This is a genomic window from Actinomadura decatromicini (genome assembly GCF_008121305.1).
Lineage (GTDB): Bacteria > Actinomycetota > Actinomycetes > Streptosporangiales > Streptosporangiaceae > Spirillospora > Spirillospora syzygii.
Window position 1 is genome coordinate 110,488 of the sequence record NZ_VSRQ01000005.1, and the last position, 17,602, is coordinate 128,089.

Genomic DNA, 17,602 nt, shown 5'->3' on the forward strand with positions numbered 1-17,602 from the left:
CACGCCGAAGAAACCGCCCTGTCAAACCGACACGGCCGCTCAAGGCGATCAGCGCAGCCAGGGCAGCGCGAGCGGGATCGGCGGGAGTCGAGGGCTTAACGGATGGCGCCGAGGTCGCGGCCGGGGCTAGATGGGCTCAGGCCGAGGCTAGATGCCTTGGGCCGGGGCTGGAGGTCCAGGAGCGGGGATGGCCAGGTCGGGGACGGGAGGGGCGCCGCCGAGCTTCGTTGGTCGGCGGCGCGCCCACGTTTCGTGAGGTGGGCCGGGGGTGGTGCGCAGGGCCCCGGTGCGCGGCTCCGGTTACTTGCGGCGCCAGATGCGGTTGTGGCGGGTGGACGGGGCCTGCGGTCGTGTGGCCTCCCACTTGCGGCGCCATTCGGAGGCGTCGGGGCCGCGCGGCGCGCGGCGGCGCTCCGTGGCGTGCAGCGACGCCCACCAGCCCTCGTCGTGCTCGACCCACAGGCGGCCGACCGCGTCCTCCAGGCGGGCGTTGAACGCGCTGGTCGACTCGTCCTCGCCGGGGACGAGCGGGCGCCCGTACCGCACCGACACCACCGGGCGGCCCTTCTTCGGCCAGAACCCGCCGCGCGGCATCGCCTGGTACGTGCCGCGCAGCACCAGCGGGACGGCCGGGACGTCCAGCTCCCGGCACAGCAGCGACGCGCCCATCCGGAACCGGCGCGCGAAGCCGTCCGTCGAGCGGGTGCCTTCCGGGTAGATGAGCAGGCTCCAGCCGTCCTTGATCAGCTCCGTCGCGAGGTCGAGCGAGTTGCCGGCGCCGCGCCGCTCGATCGGGAACGCGTTGAACGTCAGCGCGGTCGCGACGGCGCGCCACCGGGCGTCGAAGAAGTAGTCCGCCGCCGCGGCGACCGCGACGCGCCGCCGCAGCCGGACGGGCAGCGACCCGAGGATCAGCGGCGTGTCCAGGTGGCTCGCGTGGTTCGCGACGAACACGACCGGGCCGCGGAGTTCGTCCAGGATGTCGGCGCCGTGGATCTCGGGCCGCGTCTGGCTCCAGGTGAGGGTCCGGAGGACGCCGTCGAACACGACCTTGCGGGCCGCGATGGCGGCCGGCGTCCGCGCCCAGTCGGTCGGGAACGCGCGCGGCGGCGGGCTCACCGACCAGGGCTGCGCCGAGCGCGGCGCGGGTGCCCGGCCGCGCCAGTCGCGGCCGCGGCGCAGCAGCCGGACCTCCTCGATGAGCTTCATCCGGCCGCCCTTCCCGCCGCCGCTCATCGGACGTCCGCCAGCGTCATCGGCGGGGTGTGCAGGTAGGTGAGGGACGGGCTGCGGCCGACGGTCTCGCCCGCCATCTCCAGCGCGTCCGCGAGCGTGGAGGCGGCACGGAACCCGAACCGCGACGCGACCCGGCGGTCCGCGCCCACGCAGATGACGTCGCCCAGGTGCGACAGCGCGTGCGCGCCCCAGTACCACATGTAGAACGGGTGGACGCCGTGGTAGGCGTACGAGTTCCGGTACAGGTGGATGTACCAGGGGTCGGTCGCGTACTGCTCCTCGAACTTCGTCTCGATGGTCGCCGGGTCGATCGTCTGCGTCAGGACCTCCTCGTAGAAGTCGATGTACGAGGGGTGGTGCAGCGGATGGAACTCGGCCTTCATCGGGTGGTACATGATGAGCGCGCCGCCCTCCCGGACGAGCGGCTTGTTCTTGTACATGTTGAAGTAGTAGCCGAGCCCCAGGCTGTACACGAGGATCGGGTTCATCACCGAGTTGACGTTGTAGGGGCACAGGTACGGCAGCCCCAGCATGAGGACGTCCGACTGGCCATGCACCTCGGTGAGCTGCTGCCGGTGGACGTTCGCGAGCGTCTTCTCATGGACGAGGTCCGTAGCCCCAGCGTGCACGCCCGTCACGCCGTAGGGGGCGCGCATGTTCTGCCACACGCGGTGCCGCGCCCCGGCGGGGGCGAGGTCGTTGGCGCGCTTCCCGGCGAGGAACTTCGCCTGGTCCTTGAGCGTCCACTCCCATTCGCGCTTGTTCAGGAACTGGAACGGCGACGGGAACACGTCGTTGTTGACCGTGCACTCGATGTGGAACACCCGCACCGACTCCGACAGCAGCGAGTGCATCCGCTCGTACGAGTGGTGCATCGCCGAGTTCGGCGGGTCGTTGAACGACCGCGAGTGCCGCAGCGTGTGGACGTTGTGGTGGTGCCGCAGGCTCTTGTACGACGCGAGCCCCACCGACACGGACTTCGCGCCGCCGCTCATCGCGACCAGCGTGATGTTCACGTACACGATCAGGTCGCTCTGCGCGGCCCGCGAGTTGATCTCGACGTCCTCGCCGTGCCGGGTCTGGCCGAGCGAGGTGAGGTTGTCGCGGTCCTCGGCGTCGTGGTTGCGGAGCCGGTCCGGCCAGAAGGAGTTGAACACCCGCTCGCCGACGATGTGCTTGATCTCCGCCGGGGTCATCCGGCGGTGCAGCGCGTTACCGGCGATCAGCTCGACGTCGTCCACCCCGGCGGCGGCGGCCATCTCCAGGACCTGCTCGATGATCCGCCCCCGGACGTCCGGCGCCTGCATCGGCGGGAGCGGCAGCGACAGGTCGTCGAACACGATCGTCAGCCGCATGCCCGAGTGCAGCAGCTCCGGCAGCGGCTCGCTGCCGAGGGGGTTGAGCAGCGCGTCCTGGATCCGCCGGTTCACGTCGCGGATGCCCGGTAGCGAATCCGGGGGATAGATCACCCGGGTGCCGAGGGGGAACCGCTCCAGCCGGAACCCCTCCCCCTCGTGCACCAGCAGCGGGGGCGTCCGCTCGTCCACCTCCAGCACGAGTCCCGGTCTGCTCATCCATCGGCTCCTTCGCGGTCGAGATGGTCGGTGTCACCGGTCGAGGCGGTGTCGCTGGTTGAGGTGGTGTCGCTGGTCGAGGTGGTGGTGCTGGTAGAGCGGGTGTGGCCGGGCAGGGCGGCGGGCTCGGCGGCGTCGCCGTTCTGCGCGTACCGGTCGCCGTTCCGCGGGTCGAAAGCGATCTTGACGCTGCCGGAGCGTCCGGCGGACAGGGCGTGCGACAGCGCGTCCCGCCAGCGGGTGAGCGGGTAGACGCTGTCGACGAAGCCCGCGAGGGCGTCGTGCGAGGCCAGGTCGAGCGCGGTGGAGAAGTCGTCCGCGCCGCGGCTGGCGTAGGAGCCGACGATGTTCAGCTCGCGGAACCAGGCGGGCGTCAGGTCGGCGGGCTTTCCCGGCATGCCGGACAGCAGCACTGTCCCGCCGCCGCGGACGAGCCGCAGCGCCGTGTCGAGCCCCTCGCCGCCGGTGCACTCGACGACGATGTCCGCGCCGCCGAGCAGGTAGCCGGGGCCGAGCTCCGGCCGGACGAGCGACCCGCCGGTGATCCGGCGCAGCCCGCGCAGCGCCGCCTGCGGCGCGATCGTCTCCGTCGCGCCGAGCGCCACGGCGCGCCGCCGCTGCCCCGGATGCCGGGCGATCACGGTGATCGGCCCGGCCGGGGTCAGCTCGCGCAGCGCAAGGACGGTCAGCAGCCCGACCGTCCCGGCGCCGACCACGACGATCGACGTCCCGCGCGGCACGTCGATGCGGCGCACCGACCGGACCGCGCAGGCCAGCGGCTCCGCCAGCACGGCCCGCTCGGACGGCAGCGCGTCCGGCACCCGGTGCAGCTGGCTGCGGTGCGCGACGAGCCGCTCCGACCAGCCGCCGCCCGTGTCGGCGCAGAAGCCCGTCTGGAGCCCGGCGGAGATCCGCCCGGCGTTGACGTGGTCGCACCGGTTCTCGTGCCCGCTCGCGCAGGACGGGCACGGGCCCGTGCCCCGCGCCCGGCACGGCAGCACCGGGTCGATCACGACGCGCGTCCCGGCGCGGAGGTCGGTCCCGTCGTCCATCCGGACGTCGTCCATCAGCTCGGCGAGGACCTCGTGGCCGGGCACGAACGGCATCGACGTCAGCGGCCCCAGGTAGGGGGACACCTTGCCCGCCGCCATCGCCAGGTCCGACCCGCAGATCCCGGACAGGATGGTCCGGAGCCGCACCCAGCCGGGGCCCGGCGTGTTCGGCACGGGCCGGTTCGTCAGCCGCAGCGGCGCCAGCGACGGCACCGCCGCGGGCCGCAACCGCCCCGGCAACCGCGCCGCCGCGAGATACCGCGCAGGCGACCGGTGATACTCCAACGCCAGAATCATCGGGCCCTGCCTTCCTGGGGGACGACCCCCAGATCCCCGAGCCGCAGGCTCGAAGATCCTCGCTTCGCTGCGGTCATCGGGTCCTGCCTTTCTGGGGGACGACCCCCAGACCCCCGCGACGCAGAGCCCGAAGATCCTCGCTTCGCTGCGGTCATCGGGTCCTGCTTTCCGGGGAGGCGCCCGCGAGGGCCGCGTCGAGGAGGGTTGTGACGGCGCCGGAGTCGCCGTCCCAGTCGGCGATCGACCAGCGTTGCCGTTTGGCGTGCCGGTACAGGCGGGCGTCCGGGTTCACGGCGACAGGATGCCCGACCTGCTCCAGCACCGGACGGTCGGAGTAGTGGTCACCGTACGCCCAGCTCCCGGCGAGGTCGATGCCCTCCTGCTTGGCCCAGGCGCGCACCCACGCGGCGCGGGCCTCGCCGATCAGCGGCGGCTGCTCGAAGGTGCCGGTGCAGCGCCCGTCGACGACCCGGAGCCGGGCGGCGAGGACGTCGTCGAACAGCGTGCGGAGCGGCTCGACGAACACGTCCACGGTGCCGGTGAGCAGGACGGTCCGGTGCCCGGCCGCGCGGTGCCGCCGGATCCGCCGGATCGCCTGCGGCCACGCCCGGCGGAGCAGCACGTCCGACAGTCGCTCCTGCGCGAGCCTGCGCAGCTCCGCCTCGTTCGCGCCCTCGTACCGCTGGACGAACTCGCGCAGGAACTCGCCCCGGTCGCGGTGCTCGGTGCGCAGGTAGCGGGGCACGCTCCGCAGGACGGGCAGCATCGTCTGCGGCCACGCCTTCAGCGGGGCGTCGAGCAGCCGCGCCCACAGGTGCGCCTCGACGACGTCGGACGCGACGATCGTCCCGTCCAGGTCGAAGACGGCCGCGACGTCGCCGCGCTCCTCGAACACGATCGGCGGGGGCGCGGGACGTCCCGCCGTCAGGGCGGGCTTCGGCTCCCGGACGGGCGGCGGCACCCCCCGGAACGCGGCCGTGACCGCGGCGCAGTGTACGTCGCGCAGGTAGTACGCCCAGTCGATGACGGCGGAGTCGCAGCCCGCGCCGTCCGGCAGCGAGGCGTCGAGCGCGAGGGTGGCGGAGTCGGCGTAGACGACCTCGGCCGCGCCGTACGCGCCGTACAGGTCGCGGTAGCGGCGCAGCATCCGCACCTCGCGGCCCTGCTTGTAGAGGTTGCGCTGCCAGCCGCGGGTGCGGTCCCCGCTCGGCAGCATCAGCAGGGCCTTCTCGGCGAAGTCCATGGCGCGCTCGGCGGTGCCGAGCATCTTGTCGGCGCGGCCCTCGCTGAGCAGCGTCACATCGCGCGGGCGGATCGCGCCGCGGCCGTCCGTGCCGGGCAGCGGGTGCTCGTCGAAGTACTCCTGCACCAGCTCGATGAGCCGTTGCAGCGTCAGCGGGTTCCGCGCCCCGGACCCCACGTGGTAGTACGCGGGAGTGCCCGGCTCGGGCGGCGCGGCGGCGGCGGCGAGCAGCGCGTTCACGACGAGGTCGACGGGGATGATGTCGACGATGCCGTCCGGGATCCCGGCGAGCGCCCGGAGCATGCCCTGCCCGTAGGCGAGGATCAGCGGGTCCGCCATCTTGAACCCGTCGATCCAGCCCGGGTACGGGTGCCGCAGGCTGCTCTCCACGATCGCCGGGCGGACGATCGACAGCGGCACGTCGTGCGCCGTCTGCTCCGCCGCGCGCTCGCCGAGCGCCTTGGTCAGCGTGTAGACGTCCGGCCAGCCGAGACTGCGGGCCCGCTCCCGGCCGTAGGCGATGAGCCGGTCGTCGACCTCCTTGCGGCGGCGCTGCTCGGTGTCGGCGGCGACGGCGGTCGGGCCCGCCTTGCCCTGCTCCTTGAGCGCGGCGGCGCGCAGCCGTCCGAGGACCTCCGGACGCCGCGAGTCGCGCTCCACGGACCGCCGGGCCTCCACCGCGCACTCCAGCTCCGTCGCCCAGTCGACGTCGTGCTGGAGGGACGTCTCAGCGACGATCCCCTTCTTGGAGCCCGCGACGTACGCGGTGGACACGTGCACGATGTGCGGCTTCCTGCCGCCCCGCTCCCCGGCCCGCCGGACGGCGTCGTACAGGTCGACGGTCCCGACGACGTTGGTGCGGAACGCCTCGTCGATCGGCGGGTCGAACGACACGATCGACGCGCCGTGGATGACGACGTCGATGTCGTCCGGCAGCTCGGGGACGGAGTCGGTGAGGTCGGCGGCGACGACCCGCACCCGCTCCCGGACGGCCGCCCGCGCCGCGTCGTCCCCGACCCGCTCCCGCCAGGACCAGAACACCGGCTTGTCGATCAGCTCGTCCAGCCGCTGCTCGGCGGTCATGCCGGGACGTTCGCGCAGCACCGCGACGACGCGGGTGTCCGGATACCCGGACAGGACGCGTTCCAGCAGAGCCTGCCCGATGAACCCCGTGACCCCGGTGAGCAGAACGGTTCGTCCAGCGAGGCCGTCAGTCATGCGGCACGCTCCCTGTGTACGCCGGCGTGGGCCAACGCCCAGTCGGAGGCCATCTGCGGTATGCGGTCGCGCGGCACGCGCTCCAGCGACCGGCGCCGCGCGTCCTGCGCGAGCGTCGCGTCGCTGAAACCGGGCAGCCGCGCGATGGTGGCGTCGATGCCGCGGAGCCGGTCGAGGCCCGCGTCGTCGCCGAACAGCCAGACGAGCGCGAAGTCGCTCTCCTCCTGCGGGCGCAGACCGGTTCCGACGGGCGCCCAGAGGCGCTCCATCGCGAACCGGGCGAGCCTGCGGGCCCGCGCGCTGCGCTCCAGCCGGAGGCGCGCCTGCGCGCGGTAGAAGGCGAAGTGGCGGCGCTCGTCCTTGATGACGCGACGCAGGATGTCGCGCAGTACCGGGTTGTCGCTCTTGTCGATCATCGCCTGGTAGCTGTGGATCGCGCTGAGCTCGTTCATCGCGCCCCACGTCATGTGGATCGCGATGAAGTCCCTGGTCAGCGCGGAGCCGAGCATCGAGGCGAGATGCCCGGTGTAGACGCCGCGGCCGAGCGCCCGGCGGATCCGCTCGTTGCGCGCGACCTTCGTCGGATAGCGGGACCGGACGCCGACCCGCTCCCGGTCCGGCGCCAGCGTGAAGCCCGCCTCGCCGAGGAACCGGGAGAACGCCTCGCCGTGCCAGAACTCCTCGTAGATCCAGCAGCTCATGAACGCCGTGATCTCAGGGTCGAACGCGGCCCGCGTCGCGAGCAGGTCGCGGGCGTACATCACGGTGTGGGTCTCGATGTCCATCATGAAGGTCAGGGTGCGCGCCTCCGCGCCCGACACCGGGTGTGAGGGGATCTCGTGCCACGCCACCCCCGACAGGTCGACCGCCTTGGAACTTCGCACATAGCGGTCAAGGTCGAAGTCCTGCGTCATGCCCGGAACGCTAGGCACGGAAGGGGAGCGGCGAATCCGTCATATGACGGGCCTCTTCCGTTGTGCTCCCCGCACCCTTCGCCGCCGCGCTGAACGGCACTTCCGCGACGAGGGTGAAACCGCCCTTGCCGTCCGTCCCGGCGGACAGCGAGCCGCCGAGCGCGCCGGTCCGCGCGGTGAGGTTCGACAGGCCCTTCCCGGTGCCCGGGTCGGAGCCCGTGTAGGACGGCGGGATGACGCCGTCGTTGCGGACCGTGAGCCGCACCACGCCCGCGTCGACGACGACCGTCACGCCGCAGTGCTCGGGGTGCGCGTGCCGCAGGACGTTCGTGACGGATTCGCGCAGCACCGCGGCGAGCACCCCGTCCACCGGGGACGACGGCGGCAGGTCGGCCTCGTCCGGCAGGTGGACGCGGACCTCGGCCCCGGCGGCGGCGAGCGCGGCCCGCGCGGAGACGGCCTCGTCCCGCAGCGAGAGCGACCGGTCCTGTTCGGCGACGGCGCGGGCGTCCGCGCGGGACCGCTCGGCCAGGTCCGCCAGCTCGCCGATCTCGTTCGCGGCGCGGGACGGGTCGGCCGTCACCAGCCGCCGCGCCAGCTCCGCCTTCACCGTGATCGTCGACAGGCCGAGGCCCAGCAGGTCGTGGACGTCCCGGGAGATGCGGAGCCGCTCGTGCAGCGCCGCCATCCGGGCGAGGCGCTCGCGGGCGACGTCGACCTCGCGGGCGAGCATCGGCAGCCGGTACAGCGCGTACACGACCACGCCGATCTGCACGGAGATCGCGCACGTGTAGAGGTAGGAGAGCGTCCCGTAGGAGGCCCACAGGGCGGGCAGGCACCAGCCGAGGATCGTCAGCGAGAACAGGATCCACGCGCGCCGCCCGCGCGACACGAGCAGCACCGACCCGGACGCCAGGCACGCCATCGTCGCCCATTCCTTGCCGAACGCCGCGTACGGGACGAACACCAGCAGCGCCTGCGCGAGGAGCGTCCACGCGCCGCCGCGCGGCCGGTGCCCGCGCAGCACGGTCGAGGAGTGCCGGAGCTGGAGCACGGTGATCGCCGCCGCGACCGCGACGGCCCCGCCGGTCGCGGGCCACGACCCGCCCGTCCCCGCGTACACGTTGACGACCTGCTGCCAGGCGAGGCCCAGGGTGAGGAACATGAGGATCGTCCAGGCGAGGCGCGACTGCGTCACGCGCCCCGGACGCTGCCGCCGCGCGGACGGCCCCTGCAACGCCCCGACGATCGACCGGACGTCCGTCGCCGCCCGCCGCGCGGTGCGCGCCACCTCGTCCAGGTCGGCGCGCGCTCCGGCGGCGTCGGTCTGGAGCCGGTCGCGGGCGCGGCGGCTGACCTCCTCGATCTTGACGAGGGCGGCGCCGAGCACGGCCCGCAGGCTGCCCGCCGCCTCCAGCCGCTCGCGCGCCGCCGCGGCCGCCGCGAAGCGCTCCCGCGTCGCGTGCAGCTCCCGGACGAACCCCGACAGCCGCGTGATCGCGTACATCGCCACGCCGACGTTCACGGTCGTCACCATGCAGAACGACACGTCGCGGGCCGTCCAGCCCTGGTAGTGGCGGAGCAGGCCCTCGGCGGCGGCGACCAGCGCCACCATGAACCACGACAGCGGGGGTCTCAGCAGGAGGAGCATCGACCCGGCGAGGAAGCCGCCCGCTACCGGATACCAGTCGTTGCCGAACACCAGCAGCGGCAGCAGCGCCAGCGCCGTCTGCACCGACAGGTGCGTCCAGATCACCCAGCGACGGGGCTGCTGCGACCGCGGCCCGTACAGGACGAGCAGCCACTGCACGCCGAAGATCCCCGTGATCACGAGGGTCGCGGACAGCAGCATGTGCGTCGGCCCGGTCTCCGCCTGCTTCACGAGCCGCGTCTGCAGCATCAGGACGAGGTACATCCCGGTGATGGTGCGCGCGAACAGGGGAGTCCTGCCCGCGTGGCCCCCTGGCCCCGCCGGCTCGTCCCGTCCCGACTTCGTCACGCTCCGCTCACCGGCCCCCCAACGCCGTCCCATCGGATGATTAAACGACGGGACCGACCGATCAAGGGAAATAAGCGGGCGAATATTTTTTTGTGGCGGGGACGTCAGGCGGTCCGGTCCGCCCCGGCCCTTCCCGCCGACGCGCTTCCGACCGGGACCGACGCGGTCCTGACTCGGCCTGACGCGGTTCCGAGCGGGCCTGACGCGGTTCCGACCGGGCCTGACGCGGTTCCGACCGGGCCTGACGCGGTTCCGACCGGGACTTCGGCCGGGACGTGCCGGTGCAGCTCGGCGCGGGACGCCACGCCGAGCTTCGGGAACGCCTTGTAGAGGTGGTAGGCGACGGTCCGGTGGCTGAGCCGCAGCCGCGCCGCGATCTGCCGGTTCGTCGCACCGGTCATCGCCAGCCGGACGACCTGCATCTCCTGCGCGGTGAGCCGTCCGGGAACGTCGTCGGACCCGGACGTCCGCACGCCCTGCCCGGCGGCGCGCAGCTCGCCGCGCGCCCGCTCCGCCCACGGGACGGCGCCCAGCCGCTCGAAGATCTCCAGCGCAGCCTTCAGCCGCGCCCTGGCCTGCGCGCGGCGCCGCGACCTGCGCAGCCACTCCCCGTAGAGCAGCTCGGTGCGGGCCCGCTCGAACGGGCGCCCGCCCTCCCGGTGGGCGGCGAGCGCCAGGTCGAAGTGCCGCTCCGCCTCGGCGGGGTCGGCGGTGAGCAGCGCCCGGCAGCGGGACGCGACGCCGTCCGCCCAGGCGTGTCCGGCGTCGCGCGCGAACGCCTCCAGGCGGGCCATCGCGTCCGCGCCCGCCGTGGGACGTCCCGCCGCGACCGCCGCCTCCACGGTGTCGGCCAGCGCCAGCACTCCGGGGGGACCGGGCGTGTCCGGACGGGCGTCGCGGAGGTGCTCCAGGGCGTCCTCGGGACGGCCCAGGCCGAGCGCGAGCAGCCCCAGCGCGTCGCCGACGCCTCCGCCGCCGTCGGCGGACAGCGCGCGGCAGCGGACCTCGTCTCCCTCCATCGCCGCCTGCCGCGCCTGGACGGCCCGCGCCTGGCTGGCCTGTGCCTGACTGGCCCGTGCCTGGCTGGCCTGTGCCTGGCTGGCCTGTGCCTGGACGATCCGTCCCGCCGCCTGCTGCCGCCGCGCCGCCGCCTGCTGCCGCTGCCCGGCCGCCTCGGCGGCCTCGATCGCGTCCCGGGCGAGGGCCCGCGCCTCGTCGTGCGCGCCGTGGAACAGCCGCGCCCACGCCTGGACGGCCAGCCCGCGCGGGACCGGCCCCGGCGTCCCCCGCTCCCGGCACCGCGCGACGAGCCGCGCGGACGCCTCGGCGGCGGCGTCGTCGTCCCCCGCGAGCAGGGCGACCTCGGCGGCGAGCAGGTGCAGCCGCTCGTCGCCCGCCGTCCCGTCCTGGGGCAGCCCGGCGAGGACCCGGCGGGCCTCCGCCACGTCGTCGTCGAGCAACGCACCCAACGCCTCCGCCAGCCCGTTCGTCGGCCCTGCGATCCCGGCGAGGAGTTCGCGCGCCCGGACGGCCGTGTCCCGATCGCCGCACGCCCACGCATGCAGGACGGCCTCTTCGAGCAACCGCGTCCTGATCTCCGGCTCGCTGTGATCGCGGGCCCTTTCCATCAGCAGCCGAGCGGCCGCCTCCGGGACGCCGTGCTCCGCCTCGACGCCCGCCCGCACCAGCTCCGCCCGCGCCCTGGTCTCCGCGTCGCCGCTCCGGGCGGCCTCGTCGGCGAGGGTGCGTGCCTTCTCCGGGTTCCCGGCGGCGAGTTCCGCCTCGGCCGCCGCGGCCAGCCGGCGGGCCCGCACCGCCGGTTCCCCGGCGAGCCGCGCGGCCCGCTCGTACGCGAACGCCGCGACGGCCGGACCGCCGTGGTGCCCGGCACCGTGGTGCCCGGCGCCGTCGTGCCCGATGCCGTCGTGCCCGGCGCCGTCGTGCCCGATGCCGTCGTGCCCGATGTCGTCCGCCGCCGACTCCAGCTCGGCGGCGACGGTCTCGTCCGTGCCGAGCGCGGCGGCGGCCAGGTGCCGGACGCGCAGGTCCGCGTCCCCCGCCCGCGCGTGCACGGCGGCGAGCGCCCGATGCACCGCGATCCGCCGCGTGACCGGAACGCCCTGGTACGCGGCGGCGCGGGCCAGCGGATGCCGGAAGCCGATCGACGTCCGGGTGACGGACACGAGACCCGACTCCTCCGCTGCCTCCAGCGCGTCCAGCGGCACGCCGAGATCCCGCGCGGCGCGCACCACCACGCCCGGCTCGCCCGTCTCGTCGGCGGCGACGGCCGCGAGCAGCAGCCGGACCGGCTCGTCCAGCTCGCGGACGGCACGCCCGAACTCCGCCGGGACACGCGCCAGCCGTCCCGACCCGGCCTCGGCGAACGCGGCGAGCGCGAGGGGATTCCCACGCGCCTCCCGCACGAGCCCGTCACTGAGCTCGCGGTCGTGGCTGTGCTCGCGGTCGGTGCTGTGCTCGCGGTCGGCCCCGAGGTCGTCCAGGAGGCGACGCGCGTCGTCATCGTCCAGACCGTCCAGGCGCAGCTCCGGCAGACCGGTGCGCGACCGGTCGTCCCGCGTCGCGATGAGGAACACGATCGGACGCGACGCCGTTCGCCGCGCGGCGAAGAACAGCGCGTCCGCCGACTCCTGGTCGAGCCACTGCGCGTCGTCGATCAGGCAGACGAGCGGCGTCTCGTCCGGCCGGGCGAGGAGCGACAGCACCGCGAGCCCGACGAGAAGCCGATCCTCCGGCCGCGGCCGAGCCAGCCCCAGCGCCGCCCGCAACGCCGCCGCCTGCGCGGCGGGCAACTCGTCGACGCCACCGGGAATCCCGCCGAACAGCAAATGCAGAGCCGCGAACGGCACCCCGGCCTCGGCCTCAACCCCGCCGCCCCGCAGCACCCGCAATCCGGCCGCCTGTGCCTCGGCGTGGTCGAGCAACGCGGTCTTACCAATCCCCGCCTCCCCGCGCAGGATCAGAACTCCACCGCCCGCCCCGGCCCGCACCCGGTCGAGAACCCGGTCGATCGCGGCGACTTCTCGAGCACGCCCATAGAGCACGCCACCCGCAGCCCCACCGCCGCTGACACAGCCGTCACCCACCATGCCCCGGAGCGTGTCACCCCCCGTCCCCCCTGCCCAGTGCGGCGCACACCGATCCACATATGAATCGCCCGCAGATCAACCCATGCATTCCTCACACCCCCTCCAAACAAAGATCTTCCTCACACCCGCTCCCGTCCGGCCATCGCTCACATCCGCCGCTCTGCGTCAGCGGGTCGCTCAGCTCCGCTCGGACCACCGATTGCCCACGCGCGGCGGATCGCTCACACCGCCTTCTTCGACCGCCCGCCGCTGAGGCCTGCCCGCCGGTCGAGGGCCGCCGCATCTCAGGCTGGGAGGCACCTCAGGCTGGGACGTCGTTCAGACTGACCGCAGGGTGGGCCTGGCAGCGTGCCAGGGTCAGGGTCAGGTCGAGCGGTGGGGTGGGTTCGGGGTGGGTCAGACCCAGCCGAAATCGCCCGCTATGCGTACGGCGTCTATCCGGTTGCGGGCGTTCAGTTTGCTGATGCAGCTCGCCAGGTAGTTGCGGACGGTTCCCACCGTCAGGCCGAGGACGAGCGCGATGTCGTCCACGTCCGCGCCCTCCGCCGCGAGCCGCAGGACCTGCGCCTCTCGGGGGGTAAGCGGGCTCTCCGGCTGGCGCAGCGCGACCAGCGCGAGCTGCGGGTCGACCACCTGTTCGCCCGCCGCGACCCGGCGGATCGCGGCGGCCAGTTCGGCGGGCGGCACGTCCTTCAGGACGAACCCGTGCGCGTGCGCGTCCAGCGCCCGCCGCAGGTCGCCTGGACGGCCGAGGCCCGTCAGGATCAACACCCGGCACTCCGGCAGCCGCCGGTGCAGCTCGGCGGCGGCGGTGACGCCGTCCACGCCGGGGAGGTCGACGTCGAGAACGGCGACGTCCGGCCGGAGCCGCAGCGCCGCCCGGACGATCGCGTCGCCGCTGCCCAGCTCCGCGACGACCTCCAGGTCGGGTTCGAGGTCGAGCAGTCCGGCGAGGGCGCCGCGCAGGAGCGCGACGTCCTCGGCCAGCAGGATCCGGATCGTCCGGGACGCTGAACACTTCTCATCCGGACCGTCCGCGGAGGCATCGGCCATACGCACCTCCCGAGGATGAAAAGCGTCCATCGATTCCGCCGGTGCCCGGGAGGAGTCGCGGTCCAGGCCCGCCATCGTCACGTCCTCCAGGATCAGGCGTCCGGGGACTTCCGCTGGTCGCGGAAGACCGCCCTGATGAACAGTTCGGTGTGTCGCAGCGCCCGCTCCCGGGCCTCCTGCCGTTCTCCAGGCGCGGCATCGGCGTGCAACCACAGTAGCCGCGCTTGGCCGATCGGCCCGAACAGAGCCCAGGCCAGGTCGGCTGGACGACCGAGATCGGACGGTATCCGCCCCATCTCGATCCACCGCTCGAACAGCGAACCCGTCTCCTCCATGGACGCGGCGATGGTGGCGCCCATGGCCGCGCTGTGCACCAGGCCGTCCCGGACCATCAGGCTGATGAAGAGCCGTCCGCTCGGCGAGTCCCAGGAGTCGAGGACGTGCTCGACCAGCGCGCGGATGTAGCCCGCCGGGTCGCGGTCGGCCAGCTCCGGGTCGAGGCTCTCCCGTCCGGCGACCAGGCCCTGCGGCCCGAGCTTCGCGACGGCGGCCTCGAAGATGTCCTGCTTGCTCTCGAAATGGGCGTAGAGCACGCTCTCGCTCAACCCGACCTCGCGGGCGATCGCGCGGATCGACGTGCCCGTGTACCCCTTCTGCGCGAAGAGCCGCAGCGCCGCCTCGACGAGCGCCGCCTTGGTGTCCCCCGCCTCCGTCTTCGGGGGACGTCCCGGACGCCGGTGCGTCCGGCCCCCCGACTTCATCGCCACGTCCTGCTACCTCCTCGGTCCATGAGACCAGCGTGCCGGACAGCCCCACCGAAAGTCCCACCGGAGCCTCCGACGAACACTCGACCGGAGCCCCCGGCGAACGTCCCCGGACGTTCGTCGGGATCCCGGCGAATGTCTCACTGTGTGTTCGGTGGAGGGTTTGGTGGGCCTGTTGTGCTCGTTGGTCACGTGCCGGTGGCGGGTTCGGGGGCGGTGGGCGTCACTGTTTCGCGTTGTTCTCGCGTCCTCCTCTTTGGTGCTAGGACCAGTGCGATCCCCGCCGCTGCCCAGAGGCCGAGGACGAGCAGTGGACGTCCGAGCGCGTTCCCGTCGAAGTAGACGACGTTGCGCACCGCGCTGATGGCGGCCGAGGGCGGGAGCCATTCGCCGAATGCCGCGTACCACTGGGGGATGAAGCGCGGGCCCATGGGTCCGCCGCTCGCGGGCAGTCCGATCGGGACGAGCAGCAGGGCGGTCAAACCGGCTCCGGGCGGTCCGGCGACGTGAAGGGCACCCGCTGTGAACGAGGCGACCGCGAACACCAGCAGGGACGTGACGCCCCACAGCGCCCACGGAGCCCCGGCCAGTGCGCCGAGCATCGCGTCCGCGACCAGGACGTTCGCCCCGCCGAGCACGACCGACCCGGCGAGGAGCAGCGTGATCCGCCGTCCGGCCCCGGCGGTGGGGACGGCGAACGCGAACAGCACCGCCATGATCACGGCTGGGATCACCGTGGTGACGACGAAGAAGATCGACGAGATGCCGTTGTTGTCGTCGGACGGCAGCGGCACGATGTCCTCGACCGCCACCTGTATCCCGGTGGCCTGCCCGAAGCCCTGGAAGACCTCGGTCAGCACGCCGTTCTCGATCCTGCCGTTGGCCCCCGCGACGATCAGTCGCGCTCCCCGGCCCTGTCCCGCGACGCGGCCGTCGCCCAGGACGAAGACGGCGTCGACGTCGCGGTTCAGCAGCGCGTCGCGCGCCATGTCCTGGCTGCCGTAGGCGGTGAGGTCGAACGCGCCTTTCGCCTTCCGGTCCAGCATCACGCCGAGCCGGTGCACGTCGGTCTCGGGCGCGACCACGGCGACGGGGACGTCATGCGGCCGGGTGTGGTGCAGCGCGCCGAGGAACGACCCTGCGAAGACCATCCCGATCAGCGACGCGACCACCATCACGATGACGGGCTTGCGCCTCTCGTGCATCACTGCCTCCTCTCCCGGAGGTTGTCTCGGTTCCTCCTGGTCTAGAAAATAATCGCTCGTTCGATTAATTTCCAGCGGCGAACGGACCCGGATGCGGGCGCTGGGCATGAAGCTGGTCACATGGCGGATTCGCGCGGCCCCGAGGCTTCCTAGATTCGGCTTCGTGCACCCCGTCCCCGGTGCCGAGTCACAGGAGGCTGCGTGTTCTACGGTGTCGTGTCGCACACGGTCGGGCCCCTGCTCCGCGTGCTGCTGCGTCCGAAGGTCGAGGGCAGGGAGAACATCCCGGCCGAGGGACCGTTCATCCTGGCGAGCAACCATCTGTCGTTCGTGGACAGCTTCGTGCTGTCGCCCGTCATCCCGCGCCGGCTGTGGTGGCTCGCGAGGGCCGAGTACTTCGAACTGCCCGGCGTGGCCGGACGGCTGATCAGGTGGGGCATGCTCGCGCTGGGGAACGTCCCGATCAGGCGCGGACCCACCCGCGCCGCCGTCCGCGCCCTCGAACGGATGGCCGCCTTCCTCGACGCGGGCGGCGGCATCGCCATCTACCCCGAGGGCAGCCGCTCCCCGGACGGACGCCTCTACCTCGGCCGCAGGGGCGTCGCCTGGCTGGCCCTCAGGTCGGGCGCGAAGGTGGTCCCCGTCGCGCTCGGCAAGACCGACCAGATCATCCCGCTCGGCACCTGGAAGCCGCAGCTCAACGTGCGTCCGACCGTCCGGTTCGGCGAGCCCATGGACTTCTCCCGCTACCGCGACCTGCCGCCCGGCCGGGCCCGCCGCGTCATCACGGACGAGGTCATGCAGGCCATCCGCAAACTCTCCGACCAGGAATGGGCAGGGACCCTGAACCCTCGCGCCGACGACGAGTAAGCCCCCCCGGCGGAGTCGGCGGACTCGGCGGTGCGGCCCCACCGTCCCGTCCGCGAACACGCTGTGTGGCACACGCTCTGCAGAACACGCTGTGTGGCACACGCTCTGCAGAACACGCCGTGTCCGACCCGCGAACCCGTGCTCTTCTGGCCCCTACGCTCGAACCCGGGCGGCCTGCGTGCCGCGGCTCCGAACGGTCGAGTGACCCGCACGGATTGGGGTGGACCGTACGGGCTCGGCCTTGCGGGGAGAAGAAGCTTGCGGGGAGCAAGGAGGAGGAGGTTTCGGTGGCGGTGCGGATCGAGCGGGACGGGCCCGTCACCACGGTCGTCATGGCGCGGCCCGAGACCCGGAACGCCGTGGACGGCGCGACCGCCCGTGATCTCGCCGCCGCCTTCCGGGCGTTCGACGCGGACGACGGCGCGAGCGTCGCCGTCCTCTGGGGCGAGGGCGGGACGTTCTGCTCCGGCGCCGACCTCAAGTCGATCGGCACCGTGGACGGCCCGCGTCTCGACCCGCCGCCCGCCGACGCCCCGCTCGGTTGCACCCGCCTGCGCCTGTCCAAGCCGGTGATCGCGGCGGTCGCCGGTTACGCGGTCGCGGGCGGCCTGGAGCTGGCGCTCTGGTGCGACCTCCGGGTCGTGGAGGAGGACGCGACGTTCGGGGTCTTCTGCCGTCGCTGGGGCGTCCCGCTCGTGGACGGCGGGACGTTCCGCCTGCCCCGCCTGATCGGTGCGAGCCGCGCCATGGACCTGATCCTCACCGGACGTCCCGTCGCCGCGCGCGAGGCGTTCGACATCGGCCTCGCGAACCGGCTCGTCCCGCCCGGAAAGGCGCGGGAAGCGGCCGAGGAACTGGCAGCCGAAATGGCGCGACTCCCGCAGGCGTGCCTGCGCAACGACCGCCTTTCCCTGCTCGACGCGGAGGGCCTGCCGGAGGACGAGGCGATCGCCGTCGAACACCGGCACGGCGAACGCTCCCTGCGCGACGCCGCCGAAGGCGTGGCCCGTTTCGCGGCCGGTCTCGGACGGCACGGGACGGCGGCTGAGTAAGTTGACACTTGCGGACAA

General features: G+C 73.3%; 12 protein-coding genes. 2 read left to right on the forward strand and 10 right to left on the reverse strand.

Annotated features, from left to right (window positions below):
- Positions 1-300 precede the first annotated feature (300 nt).
- The 10 genes from FXF68_RS23235 to FXF68_RS23280 form a co-directional block, all read right to left on the reverse strand.
- Positions 301-1,236 (reverse strand): lysophospholipid acyltransferase family protein, encoded by a 936-nt coding sequence (locus tag FXF68_RS23235; RefSeq protein WP_222870046.1) that lies wholly within the window; start codon positions 1,234-1,236, stop codon positions 301-303.
- Positions 1,233-2,810 (reverse strand): NPN-dependent hydroxyacid isomerase, LarAH14/15/16 family, encoded by a 1,578-nt coding sequence (gene larAH, locus FXF68_RS23240; RefSeq protein WP_187438064.1) that lies wholly within the window; start codon positions 2,808-2,810, stop codon positions 1,233-1,235. Before larAH ends, FXF68_RS23235 begins: the two co-directional genes overlap by 4 nt.
- Complete coding sequence (locus FXF68_RS23245) at positions 2,807-4,159, reverse strand: zinc-dependent alcohol dehydrogenase (RefSeq protein WP_148762620.1); 1,353 nt, start codon at positions 4,157-4,159, stop codon at positions 2,807-2,809. The genes larAH and FXF68_RS23245 overlap by 4 nt, the downstream gene beginning before the upstream one ends.
- A 151-nt stretch (positions 4,160-4,310) precedes the next feature.
- Complete coding sequence (locus FXF68_RS23250) at positions 4,311-6,620, reverse strand: HAD-IB family hydrolase (protein WP_148762622.1); 2,310 nt, start codon at positions 6,618-6,620, stop codon at positions 4,311-4,313.
- Complete coding sequence (locus FXF68_RS23255; protein WP_148762624.1) at positions 6,617-7,534, reverse strand: ferritin-like domain-containing protein; 918 nt, start codon at positions 7,532-7,534, stop codon at positions 6,617-6,619. The genes FXF68_RS23250 and FXF68_RS23255 overlap by 4 nt, the downstream gene beginning before the upstream one ends.
- A 10-nt stretch (positions 7,535-7,544) precedes the next feature.
- Complete coding sequence (locus FXF68_RS23260) at positions 7,545-9,566, reverse strand: sensor histidine kinase (RefSeq protein WP_148762627.1); 2,022 nt, start codon at positions 9,564-9,566, stop codon at positions 7,545-7,547.
- Between the two features lie 71 nt (positions 9,567-9,637).
- The gene (locus FXF68_RS23265; RefSeq protein ID WP_187438065.1) at positions 9,638-12,595 is read right to left on the reverse strand and encodes a helix-turn-helix transcriptional regulator; all 2,958 of its coding nucleotides are present in this window, start codon (positions 12,593-12,595) and stop codon (positions 9,638-9,640) included.
- 441 nt (positions 12,596-13,036) lie between these two features.
- Positions 13,037-13,693, reverse strand: a complete 657-nt coding sequence (locus tag FXF68_RS23270) for a response regulator transcription factor (protein WP_148762631.1) — start codon at positions 13,691-13,693, stop codon at positions 13,037-13,039.
- 92 nt (positions 13,694-13,785) lie between these two features.
- A complete protein-coding gene (locus FXF68_RS23275) occupies positions 13,786-14,454 on the reverse strand; it encodes a TetR/AcrR family transcriptional regulator (RefSeq protein WP_148763679.1) in 669 nt (222 codons plus the stop codon).
- 191 nt (positions 14,455-14,645) lie between these two features.
- Complete coding sequence (locus tag FXF68_RS23280) at positions 14,646-15,662, reverse strand: ABC-2 transporter permease (RefSeq protein ID WP_148762633.1); 1,017 nt, start codon at positions 15,660-15,662, stop codon at positions 14,646-14,648.
- A gap of 201 nt (positions 15,663-15,863) precedes the next feature.
- Here FXF68_RS23280 and FXF68_RS23285 point away from each other — a divergent pair, with 201 nt between their 5' ends.
- Both FXF68_RS23285 and FXF68_RS23290 read left to right on the forward strand, forming a co-directional pair.
- Entirely contained in the window at positions 15,864-16,532 is a 669-nt protein-coding gene (locus tag FXF68_RS23285) for a lysophospholipid acyltransferase family protein (protein ID WP_148762635.1), read from the forward strand.
- A 287-nt stretch (positions 16,533-16,819) separates the two neighbouring features.
- Entirely contained in the window at positions 16,820-17,584 is a 765-nt protein-coding gene (locus tag FXF68_RS23290; RefSeq protein WP_222870048.1) for a crotonase/enoyl-CoA hydratase family protein, read from the forward strand.
- The last annotated feature ends 18 nt before the right edge of the window (positions 17,585-17,602 follow it).